General features: G+C 74.4%; 19 protein-coding genes. 11 read left to right on the top strand and 8 right to left on the bottom strand.

Annotation, left to right across the window (positions count from 1 at the left end):
• The first annotated feature begins 416 nt into the window (after window positions 1-416).
• The gene (locus ACY1JF_RS17760) at window positions 417-1,283 is read left to right on the top strand and encodes an alpha/beta fold hydrolase (protein ID WP_462706110.1); all 867 of its coding nucleotides are present in this window, start codon (window positions 417-419) and stop codon (window positions 1,281-1,283) included.
• A gap of 355 nt (window positions 1,284-1,638) precedes the next feature.
• On the opposite strand, the gene ACY1JF_RS17755 is transcribed toward ACY1JF_RS17760, so the two are convergent.
• Complete coding sequence (locus ACY1JF_RS17755; RefSeq protein WP_462706109.1) at window positions 1,639-2,292, bottom strand: bifunctional DNA primase/polymerase; 654 nt, start codon at window positions 2,290-2,292, stop codon at window positions 1,639-1,641.
• A gap of 334 nt (window positions 2,293-2,626) precedes the next feature.
• On the opposite strand from ACY1JF_RS17755, the gene ACY1JF_RS17750 reads away from it, so the two are divergent.
• Window positions 2,627-4,012: a transcriptional regulator gene (locus ACY1JF_RS17750; protein ID WP_462706108.1), complete on the top strand. Its 1,386-nt coding sequence runs from the start codon at window positions 2,627-2,629 to the stop codon at window positions 4,010-4,012.
• A 242-nt stretch (window positions 4,013-4,254) separates the two neighbouring features.
• Entirely contained in the window at window positions 4,255-5,988 is a 1,734-nt protein-coding gene (locus ACY1JF_RS17745; protein WP_462706107.1) for a hypothetical protein, read from the top strand.
• Between the two features lie 74 nt (window positions 5,989-6,062).
• On the opposite strand, the gene ACY1JF_RS17740 is transcribed toward ACY1JF_RS17745, so the two are convergent.
• On the bottom strand, window positions 6,063-7,337 hold the full coding sequence (locus ACY1JF_RS17740) for an ABC transporter substrate-binding protein (protein WP_462706106.1): 1,275 nt from the start codon (window positions 7,335-7,337) through the stop codon (window positions 6,063-6,065).
• Between the two features lie 117 nt (window positions 7,338-7,454).
• On the opposite strand from ACY1JF_RS17740, the gene ACY1JF_RS17735 reads away from it, so the two are divergent.
• Both ACY1JF_RS17735 and purU read left to right on the top strand, forming a co-directional pair.
• Window positions 7,455-7,955, top strand: coding sequence for an SCO4402 family protein (locus tag ACY1JF_RS17735; protein WP_462706105.1), 501 nt, complete (start codon window positions 7,455-7,457; stop codon window positions 7,953-7,955).
• Window positions 7,956-8,015: 60 nt separating this feature from the next.
• The gene (gene purU / locus ACY1JF_RS17730) at window positions 8,016-8,897 is read left to right on the top strand and encodes a formyltetrahydrofolate deformylase (protein ID WP_462706104.1); all 882 of its coding nucleotides are present in this window, start codon (window positions 8,016-8,018) and stop codon (window positions 8,895-8,897) included.
• Between the two features lie 146 nt (window positions 8,898-9,043).
• On the opposite strand, the gene ACY1JF_RS17725 is transcribed toward purU, so the two are convergent.
• Window positions 9,044-10,654: a zf-HC2 domain-containing protein gene (locus tag ACY1JF_RS17725; RefSeq protein ID WP_462706103.1), complete on the bottom strand. Its 1,611-nt coding sequence runs from the start codon at window positions 10,652-10,654 to the stop codon at window positions 9,044-9,046.
• Between the two features lie 83 nt (window positions 10,655-10,737).
• Window positions 10,738-11,328, bottom strand: a complete 591-nt coding sequence (locus ACY1JF_RS17720; protein ID WP_462706102.1) for a sigma factor — start codon at window positions 11,326-11,328, stop codon at window positions 10,738-10,740.
• A gap of 374 nt (window positions 11,329-11,702) precedes the next feature.
• Between ACY1JF_RS17720 and ACY1JF_RS17715 the strand changes: the two genes are divergently transcribed.
• The 4 genes from ACY1JF_RS17715 (at window position 11,703) to ACY1JF_RS17700 (ending at window position 15,724) form a co-directional block, all read left to right on the top strand.
• Window positions 11,703-12,083, top strand: a complete 381-nt coding sequence (locus ACY1JF_RS17715) for an STAS domain-containing protein (protein WP_462706204.1) — start codon at window positions 11,703-11,705, stop codon at window positions 12,081-12,083.
• 197 nt (window positions 12,084-12,280) lie between these two features.
• The gene (locus ACY1JF_RS17710; RefSeq protein WP_462706101.1) at window positions 12,281-12,793 is read left to right on the top strand and encodes an EF-hand domain-containing protein; all 513 of its coding nucleotides are present in this window, start codon (window positions 12,281-12,283) and stop codon (window positions 12,791-12,793) included.
• Between the two features lie 390 nt (window positions 12,794-13,183).
• On the top strand, window positions 13,184-13,750 hold the full coding sequence (locus tag ACY1JF_RS17705) for an ATP-binding protein (protein ID WP_462706100.1): 567 nt from the start codon (window positions 13,184-13,186) through the stop codon (window positions 13,748-13,750).
• 708 nt (window positions 13,751-14,458) lie between these two features.
• Window positions 14,459-15,724: an MFS transporter gene (locus ACY1JF_RS17700; RefSeq protein WP_462706099.1), complete on the top strand. Its 1,266-nt coding sequence runs from the start codon at window positions 14,459-14,461 to the stop codon at window positions 15,722-15,724.
• 260 nt (window positions 15,725-15,984) lie between these two features.
• Here the strand turns inward: ACY1JF_RS17700 and ACY1JF_RS17695 are convergent, their stop codons facing one another.
• The 4 genes from ACY1JF_RS17695 to ACY1JF_RS17680 all read right to left on the bottom strand — a co-directional run bounded on the left by ACY1JF_RS17695 (window position 15,985) and on the right by ACY1JF_RS17680 (window position 19,812).
• Window positions 15,985-17,598 carry a subtype B tannase gene (locus tag ACY1JF_RS17695; protein ID WP_462706098.1) on the bottom strand — a complete coding sequence of 538 codons (1,614 nt, stop codon included), beginning with the start codon at window positions 17,596-17,598 and terminating at the stop codon, window positions 15,985-15,987.
• 294 nt (window positions 17,599-17,892) lie between these two features.
• The gene (locus ACY1JF_RS17690; protein ID WP_462706097.1) at window positions 17,893-18,612 is read right to left on the bottom strand and encodes a pyridoxine/pyridoxamine 5'-phosphate oxidase; all 720 of its coding nucleotides are present in this window, start codon (window positions 18,610-18,612) and stop codon (window positions 17,893-17,895) included.
• Complete coding sequence (locus tag ACY1JF_RS17685; RefSeq protein WP_462706096.1) at window positions 18,612-19,037, bottom strand: pyridoxamine 5'-phosphate oxidase family protein; 426 nt, start codon at window positions 19,035-19,037, stop codon at window positions 18,612-18,614. Before ACY1JF_RS17685 ends, ACY1JF_RS17690 begins: the two co-directional genes overlap by 1 nt.
• Before the next feature lie 139 nt (window positions 19,038-19,176).
• Entirely contained in the window at window positions 19,177-19,812 is a 636-nt protein-coding gene (locus ACY1JF_RS17680) for a TetR family transcriptional regulator (protein WP_462706203.1), read from the bottom strand.
• 135 nt (window positions 19,813-19,947) lie between these two features.
• Here ACY1JF_RS17680 and ACY1JF_RS17675 point away from each other — a divergent pair, with 135 nt between their 5' ends.
• Window positions 19,948-20,697, top strand: a complete 750-nt coding sequence (locus ACY1JF_RS17675) for a VOC family protein (RefSeq protein ID WP_462706095.1) — start codon at window positions 19,948-19,950, stop codon at window positions 20,695-20,697.
• 182 nt (window positions 20,698-20,879) lie between these two features.
• Window positions 20,880-21,878: serine/threonine-protein kinase (locus tag ACY1JF_RS17670; RefSeq protein WP_462706094.1), on the top strand; the 999-nt coding region annotated here is incomplete at its 3' end.

Below are 21,878 nucleotides of genomic sequence, written 5' to 3'. Positions count from 1 at the left end.
GTCCGCCCGAACGGCAGCGTCCGCGCGGTTCGCGTGCGAGGCTGTCGCTGAGGCATATGACGAAGGCTCGGGGCCGCGAGGGGAAGTCGCGGTCCGGAGAGGGGGAGGGCGTGCCGCGGAGACGACAGAGGGCCCCGGCGCCGTGCGGCGCCGGGGCCGGCCCTCCCCTGTGCTGACCCGGAGCCCCGAGCTCTCAGGGTCATCCCCGCGGACCGATTTCCCCGAGCGGTCCGCCTCCCGCTGGAGATCTCCCCTCGACAGCGGCGGTCAATCCCCGCGGGGTGTCACTCGAACGAGGGGTATTGCCCGGCAGGACGGCTTTTTCGAATAGGCATTCGATACCCTGCGGTGGCAGGGCGAGTACACCAGCACGGCAGGCAGATCAGGTCCGAGCGGATCTTGGGGGTGCCAGGACCATGGCGCGGCGTATCGACGTGACCGGGGCGGGCGGCGTACGCCTCGCGGCCTGGGAGTTCGGTGACCCACCCAAAGCCGACCCGACGGCCGGCGAGGCGACCGCCCCGGGGGTCCTGCTGCTGCACGGCCTGATGGGCCGCGCCTCGCACTGGGCGGCCACCGCCCGCTGGCTCTCCGAGCGCCACCGCGCCGTGGCCCTCGACCAGCGCGGCCACGGCCGCAGCGAGAAGCCCCCGCAGGCGTCCTACACCCGCGAGGCGTACGTCGAGGACGTCGGCGCCGCGCTCGACCAGCTCGGCCTCGCCCCGGCCGTCCTCATCGGTCACGCGATGGGCGCGCTGACCGCCTGGCAGTTCGCCGCCAAACACCCCGACCTGGTCCGCGGCCTGGTCATCTGCGACATGCGGGCGTCCGCGCTGGGCGCCGCCTCGCAGCAGGAGTGGACCCAGTGGCTCCGGTCCTGGCCGGTCCCTTTCGCCACCCTCGCCGACGTACGCAAGTGGTTCGGCGAGGACGACCCCTGGACGGACCGGCCCAACCCGGCCCGCGGCGCGTTCTACGCCGAGGTGATGGCGGAGTCGGCGGACGGCTGGCGCCCGGTCTTCGAACCGGAGCAGATGCTCAGCTCCCGGGCGACCTGGATCCACGACGCCCACTGGGACGAACTGGCCCAGGTCGGCTGCCCCACCCTGGTCGTCCGCGGCCTCGACGGCGAACTGGGCCGCGCCGAGGCGCAGGAGATGGTCCGGGTCCTGCCGCGCGGCCGGTACGCGGAGGTCGCCGACGCCGGTCACCTGGTCCACTACGACCAGCCGGAGGCCTGGCGCGCGGTCGTCGAGCCGTTCCTCGACAGCCTGCGGGACTGAGCGGCCGGCCGCGTCGTCCCGCCCCTTGCCGACGGCCACCGGGATCACCGGCCACCGGGATCACCAGCGGCCGGGATCACCAGCGGCCGTCAGCGCCGTCGGCGTCGCGCCGAGCAGCGCCGGCGACGGTCCCAGGGCCTGCGGCAGCCGTGCCCGGCCGCCCGCGCCGACCAGCTCCGCCGCCCAGCCCCAGGAGCGCCCGCTGAGGCGAGGGCGCCTCGCCGCGCGCCCCGCCGCGCCGGGCACTTGTCCGCGCCCCTGTCCGCGCGCCTCGCCGCACACCTCGGCGGGCGCCCCGGCGCCCCGGACGCGCCCACCCCGCGCCCGCCTGAGCTACCGGTCCCGCTCGCCTGAGCTACCGGTCCCGTCCGCACGCGTAGGCGAGCGCCGGCAGCAGTTCCTCCGCGTCCGGCAGCCACCGGTTGGTCCGGGTCGGCGGGCACGCCCACTGCACGGCCCCCCGCGTCCCGTACCGCGTGGGCGGCGCCGCGACCCACGCGTTCTCCCCCAGTGCCGTCAGATCCAGCGACGCCGGCGACCACCCCAGGCTCCTGACCAGCTCCGGCACCTTCACCACGGCCCCCGGGAGCACGAAGAACCGCATCCGCCGGTCCGGGGCCAACGCCACCGGACCGAGCGTCAGTCCCAACCGCCGCATGCGCGCCAGCGCGAGGAACCCGGCCGTCTCCGGCACGTCGATCGCGTCGAACGCGCGCCCGGTCGGCAGCAGGACCGACGCCGACGGCTGCTTCTGCCACATCCGGCGGGCCATGGTCGCGCTGCCCGTCGCCTGGCTCGCCCAGTCCGCGCGCGCCGGGTGCGCGCCGGGGGCGGCGCACGCCGGGTCCGCGCAGGAGCAGCGCTGCTCCCCGTCGACGGCTTCCAGCCAGGTGCCGGGGAACACGTCCCAGTGACGCTCCTCGGCGTAGCCAACGGCGGCCTCCAGCAACGATGCGCCGCGCTGCCGGGGGATCTGTGCGGTCTCGGTGCCCGGGATCGTCTCTTCCACGTGGATCTCAACTCCCGTGCTCATCCCGGGTTACGGCCCGTGCGCGCGCGGGGGGAGAGCACCGCTTCCGCGGTCGGGGCGCATGGTGGCACGTCCGGGGGCGCGCGGGAGGATCCGCGGCGGGAGTTGGGTAGCCAGGCAGGGGGACACGGCGGCAGCCGTTACCCGGCAAACCTCGCAAGCCTCGCATCTTCCGCATGTCGGCGGGGCACTGATCTCCACGGCCGGTTCCTGTCGGTGGCCCGCTCCGCCGGGCCTCCGGGGGCCCGGCCGCGGAAATCACGTCAACTCGGTGCACGGGCAGGCACCCGAGCCATGAAGCAGGGGGTACGCCATGGCCGCAAGGCCTCTCGTCGCGCGGCAGCCGAACGAACGGCTGCAGGCGCTCATCCAGGAAGCGGGCTGCTCCAACGCGGGGCTCGCCCGCCGGGTCAACATGTGCGGCGCCGAGCACGGTCTCGACCTGCGGTACGACAAGACGTCGGTGGCCCGCTGGCTGCGCGGACAACAGCCGCGCGGCCGGGCGCCGGCGATCATCGCGGAGGCGCTGGGGCGCAAACTCGGCCGTACGGTCACGATCGACGAGATCGGCATGGCCAACGGCAAGAACCTCGCGTCCGGCGTCGGCCTCCAGTTCTCGCCGACGGTGCTGGGAGCCATCGAGCAGGTCTGCGAGCTGTGGCGCAGCGACGTGGGGCGGCGGGACTTCCTGTCCGGTTCCTCCGTCGCGTCGTCCGCGCTGGTCGAGCCCAGCCGGGACTGGCTGATCTCCGCGCCCGACGCGCAGGTGGCGCGCGCGGCCGGGCCGCGGGTGGGCCAGTCCGACGTGGCGGCGGTGCGGGCGATGACGCAGGCGCTGGTCGACCTGGACCACCAGTACGGCAGCGGGCACGTGCGCCCGGTCGTCGTGCACTACCTCAACAGCGTCGTCTCCGGGCTGCTCGCCGGCTCCTACCGGGAGGCGGTCGGCCGCGACCTGTTCGCGGCGGTCGCCCGGCTGACCGAACTGGCCGGGTACATGGCCGTCGACACCGGCCAGCCCGGCCTCGCCCAGCGCTACTACATCCAGGCGCTGCGGCTCGCCCAGGCGGCCGGCGACCGCGGTTACGGCGGCTATGTGCTCGCCGCGTCGATGAGCCACCTCGCCGCGCAGCTCGGGAACCCGCGTGAGATCGCGCAGTTGGCGCGCGCGGCGCAGGAAGGCGCGCGAGGGCGCGTCACACCGCGCGCGGAGTCGATGTTCCACGCCGCCGAGGCCCGCGGGCACGCCCTGCTCGGCGACGCGCGGGCGGCCCAGGACGCGGCGGGCCGGGCGGAGGCCGCGCTGGAGGCGGCCGGCCGGGACTCCGGGGACGACCCGGCCTGGATCGCCCACTTCGACGAGGCCTACCTCGCCGACGAGTTGGCGCACTGCCACCGGGACCTGGGGCAGGCCGACGCGGCGGCGCGGTACGCGGAGGAGGCCCTGGCCCGCCACCCGCGCGGCCGGGCGCGCAGGCGGGCCATCGGGTACGTCCTGCTGGCCAGCGCCCAGGTGCAGCGGCGGGAGATCGAGGAGGCGTGCGGCACGGGCACGAAGGCGGTCGAACTCCTCGCCACCCTGCGCTCCAACCGGGGCGCCGAGTACCTGGAGGACCTCCAGCAGCGGCTGGAGCCGTACCGGGAGGAGGCGGTGGTACGGGAGTTCGGCGCCCGGGTCGACCTCCGGACGGCCGCGTGAACGCCGCCCTCCGGACGGCCGCGTGAACACCTGCCCGGACGGAGGGCGAACGGACGGCGGGTGAACGGGCGGAGAACGAGGGGGCGGACGGGAACGGAGGGCCTCGACGGCGCGCGGGGGACCGGTTCTGTTATCGCGGTCACAGGGGAGGAGGTCACGCCCTGTGCGGCGTGGCAGCACGTTCGGACAACCCGGTAGCGTGAGCCGACGATTCCGAAAGTCCCCCATTCGTAGGAGTCCCGGTGACACAGAGTGGACAGGGCGAGGAGCCCTCGCGGCGCCCGGCGCGCGAAGGCATCGTGCTGCCCTCCGACGGCGGCGAGCCCCTGTTGCCGGGCATGACGGGCGTTTCCGCCGGTCCGCCGTCCGGCCCGCCCCCCGCCTCCGCCCCCACCGGCGGACCGGCGTGGAACCAGGCGTGGGGCCCCGGCGGACCCCAGGGCCCGCCCGCCGGCCACGAGGCGCCCGGCGGCCCCGGCCCCTGGGGCGCTCCCGGCACCCCCGGGCAGCAGGCGCCGGACGCCTGGTCCGACCGGACCCCGCCCGGTCCGCCCCCGCCGCCGGGCCCGGGCCCGCTCCCCCCGGAGGGCGCCCAGGCCCCGTCCTACGGCGGCCAGCAGGGGTACGGGACCCAGTCCCCGGCCTACGGCGGCCAGCAGCCGGGGTACGGCGACCAGCAGCCGGGGTACGGCGACCAGCCCCCGGCGTACGGCGACCAGCCCCCGGCGTACGGCGACCAGCAGCCCCCGTACGCCCCCCAGGGCGCGCAAGGCGGCGGCCCCGCCGCGCCGTTGCCGCCCGCTCACCCCCAGGAGCAGGCCACCCAGTACCTGCCGCCCGTGCCGGCGCCGGCCCCGTCCGCCGCCGACGAGGGCGCCACCCAGTACATACCGCACATACCGCCCGCCCCCGCCGACGAGGGCGCCACCCAGTACCTGCCGCCCGTCGCGCCCGGCGCGCTGCCGCCGGAGCGGCCGGTCCGGCAGGGCGCCGAGCAGACGCGGTCGCTCGGCGTGGTCAAGCCCGCCGCGCCGGGGCCCGGTCCGCTGCCGCCGGCCGCCACCGGTTCCGACGCGGAGGCCACGCAGTACATCCCGCCCGTGCCCGGACAGCCCGCGGGGGCGCCCTTCGGCGGCGCGTCCGGCGCATCCGGCGGGGACGCGGACCGGCGGCCGCCCGCCGAGTTCGACAGCCTCTTCCGCGGCGCCCCGGCCGCCGACGGCCCGTCCGGCTCCACCCAGCAGATGCCCGTCGTCGGCGGCCCGCAGCCGCCCCGGCCCGGCGGTGACCCGCACGGCCGCGCCCCGCAGGGCCCCGGCGGCGGCCGGCGCGGCGGCGGCCGGGGCGGGCGGACCGGCTCCCGGGTGCCGCTGATCGCGGCCGTCGGCGTCGCCATCGCCGTCGTCGGGATCGGCACCGGCGCGCTGCTGGCCGGCGGAGGCGGTGACGACGGCGACGAGAACCAGACCGTGTCCGCCACGGCCCCCGCGACCGGGGGCTCCCCGTCCGCCTCCGCCGACCCGGCCCGGGAGCAGGCCGTCGCGCTGGACGCGCTGCTCGCCGACAGCGGGGACAGCCGGCAGACGGTGATCGACGCCGTGGCCGCAGTGAAGTCCTGCGACAACCTCGCCCAGGCGGCGCGGAGCCTGCGTGACGCGGCGGAGCAGCGCACCGAACTGGTCACCCGGCTCTCGCAGTTGTCCGTGGACCAGCTGCCGGGCAACGCGGAGCTGACCGCGGCCCTGACCAAGGCGTGGCAGGCGTCGGCGTCGGCCGACAACCACTACGCGGCCTGGGCCGACCAGGCGGCCGGCAAGAAGGGCTGCAAGAAGGGCCAGGCCCGCACCACCGGGCAGACCGCGGCCGGCAACAAGGAGAGCGGCGTCGCCAGCACCCAGAAGGCCAGGGCGGCCGAGCTGTGGAACGTGATCGCGAAGAAGTGGGGCCTGACCGAACGCACCCCGGTGCAGCTCTGACCGGCGAGGGCGGGCCCCCGCCCGCGGCGGCGGCCCGCCCCGCCCCGGGCCACGCCGCCCCGGGCCACGCCGCCTCAGGTCACGTCGGCCTTCCGCAACGTCTCGGTGGTGTCGAGGAAGCCCTCGCGGGCCGACACCAGCCGTCCGTCCCGTACCACCTGGAGGGTGACGTCGGTGTTCACCAGCCGGGGGAAGCCCACGGAGGCCAGGTCGGCCGCGAACGTCCAGCGCAGCGACGGGGTGAGCCCGCCGGTGTCGATCTCCAGCCCGTCGTCCAGGGCGCCGGTGATGGCGTCGGCGGTCACCTCGCCGTCACCGAGCGAGGCGATGACCTTCTTGAGCACGGTGTACGCGATGTAGGTGGTCTGCACCCCGGCGTCCGCCGCGTCGACGCGGTTGTCGCCGAACGCCTCCTCCTTGATCACCTTCTTCATCGGGTCCCAGAGCGCGTCGGTCTCCACCGGGTACCAGCCGGTGACGTACGACCCCTCGTAGGGGCTCGACGCCCCGCCGGTGGCGTTGACCGTGGACTGGTCGACGCTGCCCAGCACGGTCGCGGTGCGCACCTCGGCGTAGTCGTCGCGAGCGCGCCGGAAGGAGTCCATGAAGGTGTCGGTGCGGTCGCCGAGCACCGGGACCACGCAGCCCGGATCCGCCGAGACGCCCTGGGTGGAGCGCAGCAGCGCCCGGTCGGCCTGGCCGCCGTACTCGGTGGCGTCCTCCGCCGCCCGCTGGTCCTGGGCACCGGCGTGCCCGCCGGCCGTGAGGCCGGAGTCCAGCAGCGGGGCGAGCTGGTCACCGGCGATGGTGTCGGGCCGGACCAGGGTGACGGGACCGCACTCGTCGGCCAGCGCGGCACCGAGGCCGGCCAGCAGCGCGGGCTGACCGCCGTTGACGGGGTAGGACAGCGGGCTGGTGAACTCCTCGCTGGTGACGCCGTAGCCGCCGATGTAGGGGATGCCGGCGCCCTCCAGCACGGAGAGGAAGGAGTCGGCGTACTGGCTGTAGGAGCCGACGACCGCGACGGCGTTCTCCTGGACGGCTCGCCGGGCGCACTTGGCGGCGGCCACGCCGTCGTTGTGGTCGTTGCAGGTCAGGACCTTGAGCTGGTGGCCGGACAGCCCTCCGTGCTCGTTGACCCAGCGCGCGTAGGCTTGGGCGAAGGCGGGCATGCCGGGTTTGTTGGTGGCATCGGTGTCCTGGGGCGCCCAGGTCATGACGGTGATGGTGTCGTCCCCGGAGCCCCCCGTGACCCCGGGGACGACCCCGCAGCCGACGGCGAGCGACGCGCACGCCGCGAGTGCGCCCAGGGACAGGGAGGTTCTGCTGATGCGTCGCCTGCCGGTCATGAAACCGTACGATTCCGTCACAGGACTAACCTGGGGGCGCCCTCCGGTCGACGGACGGCGTCTTCGCGGTGAATTGCGGATGCCTGTGAGGCAAGCATGGAGAGGAACGTACGATCGATGACCGTGCAAGGTCCGGAGAACCCTTCCCGTCGCGGCCGTCGCTCCTCCACCATGGGCGGCATGCCCCTCAACGACATGCCCTGGTGGCGCTGGCGCAGCAACGTGCGGTCGGCGCTGCACATGCTCTCCGACCCCGCCTTCCAGCGGGACGTCTGGCTGGCCGGGGCCGACGGCTACGGCGATGTCACCGACGCCGTGTACCGGCTGGTCGAGGACACCTGGCTGGACAACTGGTCGGCCGAGAAGTACGTCGGCACGATCTTCCGGGACTCCCAGGAGGCGGCCCTCGTCGACACGGCCGTGCTGCGGGTCCTGCGGATCATGCACCAGGTCGGCCCGGACGCGCCGGTGGCCGCCTACCTGGAGCACGCGGCCTGGCCGGACGCGGTGCGGGCGGCCCGGGACGCGCACGTGCGGCTGGCCACCAGCGACGGGGACGACCCGGACGCGGCGCCGCGCAGCCTGGAGGTGCTGAACATCATGGTGCGGTCCGCGTGACGCGGTCCGCGTAGCGGGACGGCCGCCGGCCGGGGGGCCGGATATGGGACCCTGTCCCGCATGAACGAGCAGTCCACCCGTCCCGCGGCCCCCGCCGACCAGTACGTCCTCACCCTCTCCTGCCCCGACAAGCAGGGCATCGTGCACGCCGTGTCCAGCTACCTCTTCATGACCGGCTGCAACATCGAGGACAGCCAGCAGTTCGGCGACCACGACACGGGCCTGTTCTTCATGCGGGTCCACTTCTCGGCGGAGGCGCCGGTGACGGTCGACAAGCTGCGGGCCAGCTTCGCGGCGATCGGCGACTCCTTCCAGATGGACTGGCAGATCCACCGGGCCGACGAGAAGATGCGCGTCGTGCTGATGGTCAGCAAGTTCGGGCACTGCCTGAACGACCTGCTGTTCCGCACCCGGATCGGGGCGCTGCCGGTCGAGATCGCCGCCGTGGTCTCCAACCACACCGACTTCGCCGAACTGGTGGCCTCCTACGGCGTTCCCTTCCACCACGTCCCGGTGACGAAGGACACGAAGGCCCAGGCGGAGGCGCGGCTGCTGGAGATCGTGCGGGAGGCCGACGTCGAACTGGTCGTCCTGGCCCGGTACATGCAGGTGCTCTCCGACGACCTGTGCAAGCGGCTCAGCGGGCGGATCATCAACATCCACCACTCCTTCCTGCCGAGCTTCAAGGGCGCCAAGCCGTACCACCAGGCGCACGCCCGGGGCGTGAAGCTGATCGGGGCGACGGCGCACTACGTGACGGCGGACCTGGACGAGGGGCCGATCATCGAGCAGGAGGTCGAGCGGGTGGGGCACGACGTCACGCCGGACCAGCTCGTCGCGATCGGGCGGGACGTGGAGTGCCAGGCGCTGGCGCGGGCCGTGAAGTGGCACGCGGAGCGGAGGATCCTTTTGAACGGGCGGCGGACGGTGGTGTTCGCCTAGGCGGCCGGGGGCTCTGATACGGGTGCGGGTGCGTGGGGGCTGGTCGCGCAGTTCCCCGCGCCCCTGGAGGTACGTCGACTGCACGTGCGTTCAGGGGCGCGAGCGACCACGACGTGCCCGCAGCCGCCCCGCGGCGGACCGGCCCCCTACATCCGGCTCAGGCTCGCGGCGGCGAACAGTACGTCCCTGATCGCCTCGCGGTCCCCGGACTGCCCCGCCGCCGCTTCCTCCGGAGGGATCCGGCCCGCCGCCAGGCGGCAGAACTCCACGTCGTCCAGGGCGACGTACGCCACCTCGTGCTCGGCGGAGCCCACCGCCGCCGGCGAGTCCAGCGGGATGTACCACTGCCCGCCGCCCGACCCCTCGATGTCCAGCCGCAGACTGCGTCCCGGAGACCCCGCCGTCACCAGGTGCCGGTGCGCACCGGGTGAGGCCTTCCCGCTCCGGCGGCGTTCCGCGAGCACGGCGGGCAGCATCCGGGCCGCGAGGTCGATCATGTGGTGCAGATGGCGCGCGGAGGGCGGTTCGTAGGGGTAGTTCACCGCCTCGGCGATGTCCTCGGCGTGTACCCAGCACTCGAAGGACCGGTCCAGCATCGCGTCGCGCAGCGGCAGTTCGAAGTCGCCGTACGCCACCGGCATCCGGCCCGCGCCCGAGTCGCGCCCCGGCGGGCCGCCACCGGTGAACGCCACCGTCCGGACCAGGGCGTGGCTCTGCTCCCGCCAGGGCCCGCGGACCGCGCGGGTGGGCGGGAGGCGCGAGGCCCGCCAGTACGCCTCGGTACGGCCGGCCGGGGCCGGGGAGCGGGCCGTGATGCCGCCGAGCGGGTCGGCGAGGCCCAGGGCGACCGCGACCAGGCCGTCGACCGCCAGCAAGTGGGCGATGACGCCGGCGACGGTGGTGCGGCGGCTGGCCGTCTCGTCGTCCGCGAACCAGCGCAGCCGCACCGGGGCGTGCCATTCGGCGTCCCCGAAGTCCTGGAGCAGGGCGTCCAGCCGGGCGGTCTCGGCGTCGTAGGGCATGGCCCACTCGGGCACCGGGATGCGCGGCGGGCGCCGTTCGAGGCAGCGGTCCAGGACGCGGGCGCGCAGGGCCGGGTCGGGGTCGAGGGTGTCCGGGGGCTGGAACAGCCCGACCGCCCGGTGCAGTCGCCGCCCCTCCTCCGCGCAGGCCCCGCACTCGCCGAGGTGCCGGTCGACGGCGGTGGCCTCCTCCGGGGAACAGGCGGACAGCGCCCAGGCGCCGAGGAGCGACTTCAGCACGGGGTGCTCCAGTGCGAGCGGCGCGGGGCCGGGGCGCGGTGGGGCGGGCAACGGCAGCCCGCCGCCCTCCACGGGGATCCGCGGCAGCGGTGTCCGGGGCGGGCCACCACCGGCTTCCCGCCCGCCGGTTCCTCCGGTTTCGCCGGTCCCGCTGGTTCCGCCGGTTGCGGAGCCGTCGGTTCCCGGTCCGTCGCCTCCGACGGGTCCGTCGCCTCCGACGGGGCCGACGGGGCCGACGGTTGCGCCGGGGCCATCGGGGTCATCGGGGCCGTGGTCCACGCCTTGCTCCGGCTGCTCCGGGCTCTTCGGCTGTTCTGGGCTCTCCGGCTTGTCCGGACCCTCCGGTTGCGTCGGGCCCTTCGGTTGCGCCAGGCCCTCCGGTTCCTCCGGTTCCTCAGGTTCCTCAGGTTGTTCCGGTGCTTCCCGCCCCTTCGGTCCGTCCGGCCCTGGAGCACGGCCCGTCCGGTCAGGGCCACCGGCCTCGCCGGGTTTCATCGTCCCGTGGGTCCCTTCAGATGTGTCCGCCGGACCACGTCCGTCACACCCCCGGTACCGTCCCGCCCCGGCGCTCGCGCCGCTCATGCCGTGCCTCCGTGGCCGGGCGGGGTCCCGGGCGTGCCGGGGGCCGGCGTGTCGTGGGCGGTGGACAGGAGCTGGAGGCCCAGGCGGAGCCGGCGGCGGGCCTCGTCCTCGGTGATGCCGAGGTCGACGGCGGCCTGGCGGTAGTCACGGCGCTGGAAGTAGGCCCGCTCCAGGGCGGACCGCAGCGGCGCGGGCATGGACTGGACGATGTAGTCGGCGCGGGCGGCGACCGACGCGTGGCGCACCCTGCGCTCCAGGTCCTCGGCGGTGCCCGGGCCACCGCGGGCGAGGGCGGCCGTCCCGGCGGCCCGCAGCCGCTGCACGGCCAGCCGGTGCGTCAGCCCGGCGATCCACGTGCGCATCGGTCCCTGCTTGGGGTCGTAGCCGTCCGGGTGCTCCCAGGCGTGGGTGAAGACCTCGCGGGTCACGGCGTCGGCGGCCCGCTGGTCGTCGAGCACCCGGTGGGCGAGGCCGTGCACGAGGGAGGCGAACCGGTCGTACAGCTCGCCGAGCGCGGCGGCCTCGCCGCGCGCGAGCCGCTGCCGCATCTTGCGGTCCCAGCCGAGCGGTGCGTCCTGCGTCGCCATGCGGCCCCTTCACCCCCTCCTCACGTCCGACGGGCCGACCGGTCTCGTCCGGTGGCCGGCCTGCGGCCCTCCCCTTCTCGAATGTAGTCGGCACGGATGACCGCGCACGCCTCTTTGCGGCAATGCGAGCCCCGGAGCGCTCCGGAGTGTTCCGGAGCGCTCCGGGGTGCTCCGGGGTGCTCCGGGGTGCTCCGGACGGTAAGGGACCGCGACGACCGACGGGCCGAATGGGATCGTAAGGATCGGAAACCGGCCGCTTCTGACCGTTTCTTGTTTTCCGTGGTGCGTTTGCGGGAACGGCCGGTGGGCAGGCGCGCGCCCAGGACCCAAAAAGCGTAGGAATGGCTTCCGTTTCGCGCGAGGGGAAGGAGGGCTTGGTGGTGGCGTTCCATGTGCACGGCGACGAACGGGGCGGGTGGACCGTGGTTCAGGTGTCGGGCGAGCTGGACCTGGTCACGTCGTCGGCGCTGCGCCAGCGGGTGCGCGACGCCGTGGCCGAAGGGCGCCACAGTCTGGTCCTCGACCTCTCCGACGTACTGTTCTGCGACTCCAGCGGCGTGGGTGTGCTGATCGCCTCCCGGCGCCTCATACGCTCCTGCCAGGGCCGGCTGCGGCTGATACTGCCCGCCCAGGGTGCCGTCGACGGTTCCCACGTCAACCGGGTCCTCACCGCGCTGGGGGTGCGCAGGCTGTTCGACGTCCACCCCGACCTCGCCTCGGCGACCGGCGACGCACCGCGCCCGCTCTCCGCGTAGCGACGCCGCGCACGTCATCGTTTCGTCACGCCGTTGTACCGGTGTTCGCCCGGTCTTGGCGTCGACGTCACTTTCCGGTGCGGGGGTACCCGTCCTCGTCGTACGCTCCCAGCTAGGCATGCGTGGGCATGCGCGGCATGCGGGACGTATGCGACGTACAAGACGCAACCACTCGACGTAAGGCGGCCAGAGAAGAGATGGTCAGCAGCGAGAACGAACGCAGGATCGCCGACCGGTTCGCCACCTTCGACCAGAACGGCAACGGCTGCATCGACCGCGAGGACTTCAGCGAGGCGGCCAAGGCCGTGCTCGACGAGTTCGCCGTGGCGGCCCGGTCCGACAAGGGCCAGGCGCTGTACGGCGGTGCCGAGGCGTTCTGGCAGGGCATGGCGGGCATCGCCGACCGCGACGGCGACCAGCGCATCAGCCGTGAGGAGTTCGTCACCGGCGCGGTCAAGCGCCTGCGGGACACCCCGGACCGGTTCGCCGAGATCGCCCGTCCCTTCCTGCGCGCGGCCCTCGCCGTCGCCGACACCGACGGCGACGCGGCCGTCACGGTCGAGGAGACGGTACGGCTGCTCACCGCCCTCGGCGTGCCCGCGGAGACCGCCCGCCCGGTGGCCGGGGCACTCGACGCGGACGGCGACGGGAAGGTCGTCGAGGAGGACGTCGTCCCCGCCTTCGCCCGCTACTTCACGGTGGCGGAGTGAGGCGCTTCGCGCACCCGGTCCGGAACGTCACCGATCGTGGCGTCCGGTGATCACGGAGCGTTCCCGCCGGGCCGTGCCCCGGGCCTGACCCGTCACGGCCCGGAGCCGGCGGCGGATTCGAAAACGGGAGCGTCCGCCGCCTGTTCGACTGCTCGCGGCGAGCGTCGCACAGTATGGCGTACGGGTACTCCTTCGCGCGGGAATATGCCTGAAGCGCTTGTTGGCGTGACTTTGCGTCAACCATGCTGTCGCACAAGGGAGTCACGGTCCGTGTTCCCGGTCCCGGCCGTGGTTCCGGCCATGCAGAAGCTGGCCACGACGGTGGCCCTCGCGAGGCGCACGTCCAAGTGTCCGCCGGTTCGGATGGTGTGAGCGGTGCAGGTGCTTCAAGTGCAGCTGGAGATCCGGCCCGACCCCGCTGAGGTCGGGCGGGCCCGCAGATGGGCCCGTTCGAGGTTGACGGGGGCGGGGATACGGGAGGACGAGCCGCTCGCCGAGACCCTGGTCCTGCTCGTCTCCGAACTGGTCACCAACGCGGTCGTGCACACCGGCCGCCCGGCCGTGCTCAGGCTCTGCCTGCCCGGCGGGGCGGAGGGGGCGGTGGCGGACGGGGCGGGGACGGACAAGGCGGTGCCGGACAAGGCGGTGTCGGACGGGGCGGTGGCGGACAGGGCGGTGCCGGACAGGGCGGTGACGGACGGGGCCACCGTCCGGCTGGAAGTGGCCGACGCCAGCGGACGCGCCCCGGTGTTCCGCTGCGCGGACGGCGACGCGACCGGCGGCCGGGGACTGGCCCTGGTCGACGGGCTCGCCGACCGCTGGGGCTGGACCCGGGACGGGAACGGCAAGCGCATCTGGTGCGAACTGGACCGCTGTGCCAAGACCACGGAGCCCGGCGACGATCGCGCCGCGGCGGCGGAGTTCGAGGGGCTGACGACGGCGTACGAGGCGGTGTGAGGCCGGGACTCGGGGACCTCGGGGTTCGGGACTCGGGGCTCTGGGGTTCGGGACTCGGGACTCGGGGCTCTGGGGTTCGGGATCAGGGCCTGGAACCGTGCGAGGCGCCGGGTGCCGGGCGAGGGACAGGGGCGCGGTGGAGTGCGGGTCCGTGCCGAGGCGTGAAGCCGTACGGGACATGAGGCCGTTCCGGATGAGAGCCGTTCCGGACAGGAGCCGTTCCGGGGCGCGGGGCGTGAGGTCGTACGGGACGTGGGGGCGGGGGAGTGGGGGGCGTGACTCACGGTTCCGTGGTGGGGTGCGCCCCGTTGCGCCCGGCCGTGCACCCGTGCGCTTGCGGAGCGAAACGGGACCTACCACGCGAACGGCACCCCTGGGCGTTGACGGTATGTGACCGCGCGTTCACCCTGGTGGTCAGCGATTCGCCGCGAGGGGACGGCGAGGGCCCCGACGGGAGTCCTCGGCGAGCGTGGGTCGCGACGCGACGGCGATCCCCTCGCGGCTTCCTGGCCGAGGCGGACCGCCGGGTCGGGCGGCGGTGCGTGGTGCCGGTCTCGGGACGGGGGGGCGCCGCACCGCCGTCCGCGCGCGGGACCCCCGGGGGTTGTCCACAGGCTGTGGAGGAAAAGTGGGGGGCGGGCACCGGCGTTTTCCACAGGTCCGGAAACCGGCTGGGGCGCTGTCGGACCCCGGCCCTACCGTCCTCGCATGACCTACCGCGATGTACTCACCCGACCGGTGCTGACCTGGGCCTGCACCGCCCTCGGGGCCCGTATGCCGGTGGCCATGGCGCCGCTGTCCCTGGTCTTCCTGGTCCGGGACCGCCCCGGCGGGTACGCGCTGGGCGCGGTCCTGGCCTCGGTGTACGTGATCGGGGAGATCGTCGGGGCCCCGCTGCTCGGTCTGCGGCTGCGGCCCGACCGCGCCCGCCGGCACCTGGTGGCGGGCCTGCTCACCGGCGCCGTCGGTTTCGCGGGGCTCGGGCTGCTGCCGCAGGCCCCCGCCGCGCCGCTCGCCGCCCTCGCGTTCCTCGCCGGGGCCGCACCCGCCGCGGCGGCCGGCGGACTGCGCACCCTGCTGACCGAACTGGTCCCGGAGCGGGCCGTCGCCCAGGCGCTGTCCGTCGAGTCGATGCTGATATCCGGCGTGTGGGCCGTCTCCCCGGCCGCCGTCACCGCCCTCGCCCTCGGGGTCGCCCCGCACGTCCCCCTGCTGCTCGCGGCCGGTTCGATGGCCGTCTCCGTCGCCGGGCTGCGGCTGCTGCCCGCCGGCTGGGGCGGCGAGGGCACCGGCGGTGCCGGGGCCACGCGCGGGCCGGTACTGCGTGTCCTGGCCGCCGCCTGGCCGGTGTACGTCACGGGCGCGGCCGGCCTCACCCTCCTCGGCCTCGCCGAGATCGTCCTGCCCGCGCTGCTGGAACAGCGCGGCGTCGGCGTCGGCTGGGCCGGCCCGCTGCTCACGGGCATGGCGATCGGCTCGGGCGCCGGCGCCTTCCTGTACGGCCTGCGCTCCTGGCCGGGCCGGCTCCGCGACCGCAGCGCCGTGCTGCTGTGCGGTACGTCGGCCTGTGTGGCCGCGGTGGCGCTGATACCCGGCACGGCCGCGATCGCGGCGGGACTGCTCCTCGGCGGCGCGCTCCAGTCCTGCGCGCTGCTCACCCGCAACCTCGCCCTGCGCGAGGCCCTGCCGCCGGGCGCGCTGGCCGCCGGGTACGCGGTGGTGTACGCCGCCGCAGGGGCCGGGTACGCGGCGGCGGGCGGTCTCGCCGGCATCCTGCTGGAGGTCGCCGCCCCGTCCACCGCCATCCTGGCCGGCGTGGGACTGACCCTCGTCCTCACGGCCGTGGGCTGGTGGGGGGAGGCCCGGCGGGACGCCCGTCCAGTGGTCTTTGGCCGCCTCGCGGAGCGGACCGGGGCCGCCGAGGGACGCCGTCCGCCGGTACGCGGCCAAAGTGACCCCGGGCACCGCCTGTAGGTGCCGCCGCGTCGACTGCGCCGTGCCGGTCCCGCCCTCCCGGACCGCCTGGTCCCGAAGGCCGGCCGACTCCGGCGGGCGCCGATTCCGGCGGGTGCCGGGCCCGGCCGCGTCACCACCGGGCGCCGATTCCGGCGGGTACCGGGCCCGGCCGCGTCACCACCGGGCGCCGATTCCGGCGGGTACCGGGCCCGGCCGCGTCACCACCGGGCGCCGGTTTCAACGGGGACCGGATCCGGTCGCGTCGCCGCCGGCGGCCGTCAGGCGGCCTTGTAGCCGGCCGTCCTGGCGATCCACGTGATGAAGTCGCCGGCGTCCTCGTTGGCGCCGTGGCCCGCGTCCCAGTAGTAGAGGTGGCTGACCTCGTCGCCCAACTGGTGCGCGGCGGCGGCCAGGTTGGCGGAGACGGTGTGCGAGGTGTCGGAGTCGGCCGCGCCGAGCCGGATCCACCAGTGCTTGCTGCGGGCGGAGTTGACCTTGTCGACCAGGTGGTACATCGGGTTCATCAGCCGCAGCTTCTCGGGGATGTCGCTCGCCAGGCGGGCGCTGCTCCCCTTGTCCTCGCGCAGGCTGTAGAGGGTGAAGTGGCGGTACCGCTCGGTGCCCTTGCCGAACAGGTTGTTGATGTCGCCGGACATCGTGTCCGAGGTGTCGGTGGGGAAGGTGAACAGGTCGAAGGCGGGGGCGTCCTTCTTCCGGGCGCCGACGTGGGCGAGGAAGCCGTCCCAGGTGAAGGTGGCGTTCTCGCCGTCCCAGGTGATGAAGGTGTTCTTCGCCAGGTACGTCGTGCGGTCCGCCTCCGAGAGGGCCGCGAGGTACTTGGTGGCCGACGGCTGCATGTACGTCGTGAGCAGGTACTCGTCGTAGTTGCGGGCGGTGAGCGTGCCGAAGCCGCCCAGGCCGCGCAGCTTCAGGCCGGCCTGGTACTCGGCGAACTGGGACTTCAGCTCCTTCGACACGGTCTGGTCGACCTGCTCGCCGGTGCTGAGCTCGTTGGTGCCCCAGTTCCACTCGTAGGCGCCGTCGGCGTGCTCCAGGTCGGTGATCGGGCACCAGGCGCCGGCCGCGAAGATCGCGTCGGAGGCGTCGGCGGCACCGATCTCCTTGAGGTACTCCTCGTAGACCGGGCTGTCGCCGGACGCGCCGAGCAGCGCGGACAGGGCGCCGCCGGCGCTGGTGCCGGTGGAGAAGATGCGGTCCGTGTCGCCCGGTATGCGGTCCGCGTTGGCGCGCAGGTAGCGGACGGCGGCCTTCAGGTCGACGATGGCGGCGGGGGCGGTGCCGTAGTACTCGCCCGCGGAGTTCTCCAGGGTGCGGCCCCGGGCGCCCGGCTCCACGACCACGTACCCGGCCGCCAGGCCCAGCTGCGGCAGGCTGACCATCTTGCCGCCGCTGAGCTGGGCGGAGCTGCCGGACTCGGTGCCGGTGGAGGAGGAGGCCGACGCGGAGGGGGCGGCCGAGGCGGACGCGGCGCCGCTCGGGGCGGCCCCGCCGCCGCCCATGCCGCCACCGCCCACGCCGGTGGCCTCGGCGACCGACGAGGGCATGTATCCGCCGACCGAGTTCGCGAAGAGGATCGGGGCGCCGGTGGCGTCGACCGTCTTGCCGTCGATCTTCACGGGGACGCTGATGTTCAGGCTCTGGTACGTCTCGTCGACCGGCTTGGCGACGTAGGTGATCGCCTTCCAGAAGCGGTACGTCACCTCGTGCTCGTCGCCGGCGGCGTCCGTGACGGTCGTGGTCAGCGTGGTGTAGGCGTCCTTGTCGAAGACCAGGGCGCCGGACGCGGCGGAGCCGCCCTTCTTGCTCTCGGCCTGCGCGCTGAGGGTGATGCCACCCACCGCGGCGACGCCGGCGGTCACGCCGATCCCCATCACGACGCTCCTGCGCCTGACTGCCCTGTGCTTCACGTTGACGCCCTTCTGGGTCCGTACGGGCTTGCATTCGTGAACGTAAGGCAATCGCTGACGAGATTGCCAACGATCTGCCCGGAATCCGCCCGATTCACGGGGGACGCACAGCTTCACGGATGTTTCACAGGGGAACACGGGCGTGACCGTGTGGCGGTTACAGGTATTGAATGACCGGGTGTCCCCGACCGGCGGCCGACCCGCCTCCCACCACCCCCGCGGGCACGGCCTGCGCCTGCGCTCCTGCCGGGCGTCGGGTCAGGGCCAGAGCAAGCCCCTGCGCCAGCCTTCCCCCGACCGCCGGTAGGCCAGCCGTACGTGGCGGCGGTGCGGGTCGCCCTGGAAGAACTCCACCTCGTCGGGGTCCAGCCGGTACAGGGTCCAGGTCGGCGCCGGGGCGTCCGGGTCCCGGCGGGCCCGGTCCCAGGCCGCCGCCGACGCGCGGGCCAGCTCGTCGAGGGACGTCAGCGGCTCGCTCTGCCGGTCGGTGAGGGCGGCGGCCAGCGCTCCCGTCGAGCGGACGCGCAGATCGGCCCGCGCCTGTTCGGGCGGCGCGGTGGTGACCGGACCGCGCACCCGCACCTGGCGGCCGAGGACCGGCCAGTAGAAGGCGAGGGCCGCCTGCGGGCGGGCGGCGAGGTGGCCGCCCTTGCGGCTGCCGGAGTGCGTGGCGAAGGACCAGCCGCCGGCGTCCGCGCCGTGCAGCATCACGATCCGCACGTCCGGCCGGCCCGCCGCGTCCGCCGTCGCCAGCGACACGGTGTGCGGCTCGCGCTCCCCGGCCGCCACCGCCTCGGCGAACCAGCGCGCGAACAGCGGCAGCGGCTCGGCGGGCGCGGCGGCCGGATCGAACGGCGGCAGCTCGGTCACCGCCGGGTCCCAGACCCGCAGCGACCTCAGCAGCTCGTGCGGTTGCGGCTGTGACTGCGGTTGCGGCTGTGACTGTGACTGCGGCTGTGACTGCGGCTGTGGCTCCATCAGACCGAACCCAGGCCGGACGAGACCCACCGCTCGGGCCGCGGGTGGGCGACGAGTTGCTCGCCGTGGCTCTCCCGGGCGGACTCGATGTAACCGTCCGCCTTCTCGGCCGGCAGGTAGCGGGCCGCGACCTCCCGGAGCCGCTCACGGGTGGCGGGTTCCGTCCCGACGACCGGCCCCTCCACCGGGACGTACCGGACGGTGGGCCCCACCAGGTCGGCCAGCAGCGAGAACCGCCCGGCCGCCCTGATCGGCTGGTACTTGCGCGACGTGGCCCCGGTCGTGATCCACACGTCGCCGCCGGGCGCGTACCGGTACCGGACGGGCACGGTCAGCGGGACCCGCCCCGCGCCCGCGTCGACGGCCGGCGCGGCGACGCGCGGTTCGGCCGGGAACCGTTCACGCTCGGCGCGGGACAGGGCCATGTCGGTCTCCTTGAGCGATACGGGAGATGCCGGACCCAGTCTGCCGGAAACGGCGAACGGCGGCCCACCGCAGTGGACCGCCGCCCGCCGGACAGGATCAGGACCGGCTACCAGGAGCACAGGAACAAGTGCAGAAAGGTTACTTCACAGGCTTCCTGCCGGTGATGCCCAGATGGACCAGCAGCGCCAGGCTCGGCTTGAGCTCCGCCTGCTTCACACCCCAGGAGGCGACGCCCTTGTGGTGCGAGGCGACGGCCGCCAGCATCGCGACCAGGGAACCGGCGACCGCGGCCGGGTTCACGTCCTTGTCGACCTTGCCCTTGGACTGCAACTCGGCGACGGACTCCGCCAGCGAGCCGTTCACCGAGTTGAGGATCTTCGTGCGCAGCTTGTTGAAACGCTTGTCGCCCTCGGCGGCACCGAGGTCGACGACCCGGAGGATGGCGTCGTTCTTCCGCCAGAACTCCAGGAAACCGTCGACGAGTTCCTGCGCGGTCTGCCAGCCGCCCCGGCCCGTCCACGAGCGGCCCTGGACCAGTGCGGTCAAGTCGGCGGCGTCGGCGGCCGTTTGCTCGGCGATCTCCAGGACGGCGCCCTCGACGTCCGGGAAGTACTGGTAGAAGGTCGCGGGCGACGTGCCCGCCTTGCGGGCGACATCGATGACCTTGACGTCGCGGTACGGGGAGGAGCTGAGCATCTCGCTGAGGCAGTCGAGCAGCTTCTGCCGGGTCGCCTGCCCTCGCCGGCCGGCCACCCGCCCGTCGACGGTACGCACTTGTCCTGTCATGCCCGTCAGCTTACCGAGGGGTGATCAGGGCGCGATTCGGCCGACTGCAAATGGGGTGCGCAGGCGCCGGGGGACAGGTGTGCCTGGTCTGCGCGGTGCGCGCGGTGCGGTTACGTTGACGGCATGGCCGAAAACAGGGCATCCGCGCACACCGGGGAGCACACCGGGAAGTACACCGAGGGCACCCCCTGCTGGGTGGACGCCCAGCTCCCCGACGTGGCGGCGGGCGAGCGGTTCTACGGCGGGCTCTTCGGCTGGGAGTTCCCGGCCCCGGCGGCGGACCGCCCGGTGTGGGCCCGGCTGGGCGGCGCCCCCGTCGCCGCGCTCACGCCCAAGACCGACGGCCGCATGCCCACCGTGTGGACCGTCCACTTCGCCACCGCCGACGCCGGTGCCCTGGCCCGCCGGATCGAGGCGGGCGGCGGACAGCTCGTCACCCCGCCCCGCCCGGACGGCGACCTCGGCACCACCGCCCTGGCCGCCGACCCGCAGGGTGCCGTCTTCGGCCTCTGGCAGCCGGGCCGCCACACCGGTTTCGGCAGGCGGCACGAGCCGGGCACCTTCACCTGGGCCGAGCTGTACACCCGCGACACCGAGGCCGCCGACGCCTTCTACGGCGGTCTGTTCCACGACGCCCTCTTCGGCCCCGGCGCCGAACCCGACTTCGGCCGGGCGCCGCTGGCCGGGGTCTTCCCCGCCGAGATGCCCGCGCACTTCCTCGTCCACTTCCTCGTCGGCGACTGCGAGGCGGCGCTCGGCACGGTGGCCCGGCTCGGCGGACGGGTCCAGGTTCCGCCATTCGAGACGTCCTACGGCGGTGTCGCGGTGGTCACCGACGACCAGGGAGCCTCGTTCGCGCTGCTGCAACGCTGACCCGGTGGCGGACTTTGCCCGGGATTGCCGTGAGACACCCTGATTGGCCGCGGGTTCGCCACCAAGGCTTCGGACAGGAAGAATCGGGGTGCGTGCCGCCGCGGCGGTGTGGTGGTGAGACGCTGCACTTCGGTCGCGTACATATGTGGGTGGCGCGGCTCGTACGGGGAGGTGGCAGGCAAGTGGTGGATCAGCTGACGCAGCACGATCCGCGGCGGATCGGGCCGTTCGAGGTGCTGGGGCGGCTCGGGGCCGGCGGCATGGGGCTGGTCTATCTCGCGCGCTCGGCTTCGGGGCGGCGCGTGGCGATCAAGACCGTGCGGACGGAACTGGCCGAGGACCAGCTGTTCCGGGTCCGCTTCACCCGCGAGGTCGAGGCGGCCCGCGCGGTCTCCGGGTTCTACACGGCGGCCGTGGTCGACGCGGACCCCCGCGCGGCCGTGCCGTGGCTGGCGACCGCGTACGTCCCCGCGCCCTCGCTGGAAGAGATAGTGAACGAGTGCGGACCGCTGCCGGCCCAGGCGGTGCGCTGGCTGGCGGCGGGCGTCGCGGAGGCGCTCCAGTCCATCCACGGCGCCGGGCTGGTCCACCGCGACCTCAAGCCCTCCAACGTCCTCGTCGTCGAGGACGGCCCCCGGGTGATCGACTTCGGGATCGCCTCCGGTGTCTCCAACAGCCGGCTGACCATGACCAACGTCGCCGTCGGCACCCCCGCCTACATGTCCCCGGAGCAGGCCAAGGACTCGCGCAGCGTCACCGGCGCCAGCGACGTCTTCTCCCTCGGCTCCACCCTGGTCTTCGCCGCCACCGGGCACGCCCCCTTCCACGGCGCCAACCCGGTCGAGACGGTCTTCATGCTGCTGCGCGAGGGCCCCGACCTGGACGGGCTGCCCGAGGAGCTGCGCCCGCTGATCGAGTCCTGCATGCAGATGGAGCCGCACGGCCGCCCCAGCCCCGCCGACCTCCAGTCCCAGCTCGCCCCGCACCTGTTCGGCTCCGGCTCCGACGACAGCGGTACGGCGTCGGCGTGGCTGCCCGAGCGGGCGGTGAGCCTGATCGAGTCCCGCCGCGGCGGCCGGCCCGCGATCCGCCCCGCGGCCACCGCGGCGCGGCCCGCCCCCGCCGCCCGGGTCCCCGCCCCGCCGGTCCCGCCCCCGCCCCCGCACGACCCCGTCGTCCCC

This window comes from Streptomyces sp. SYSU D01066-1 (assembly GCF_054956795.1).
Note: the sequence above shows the minus strand (reverse complement) of the source record. Positions and strands in the feature narration are given on the sequence as shown.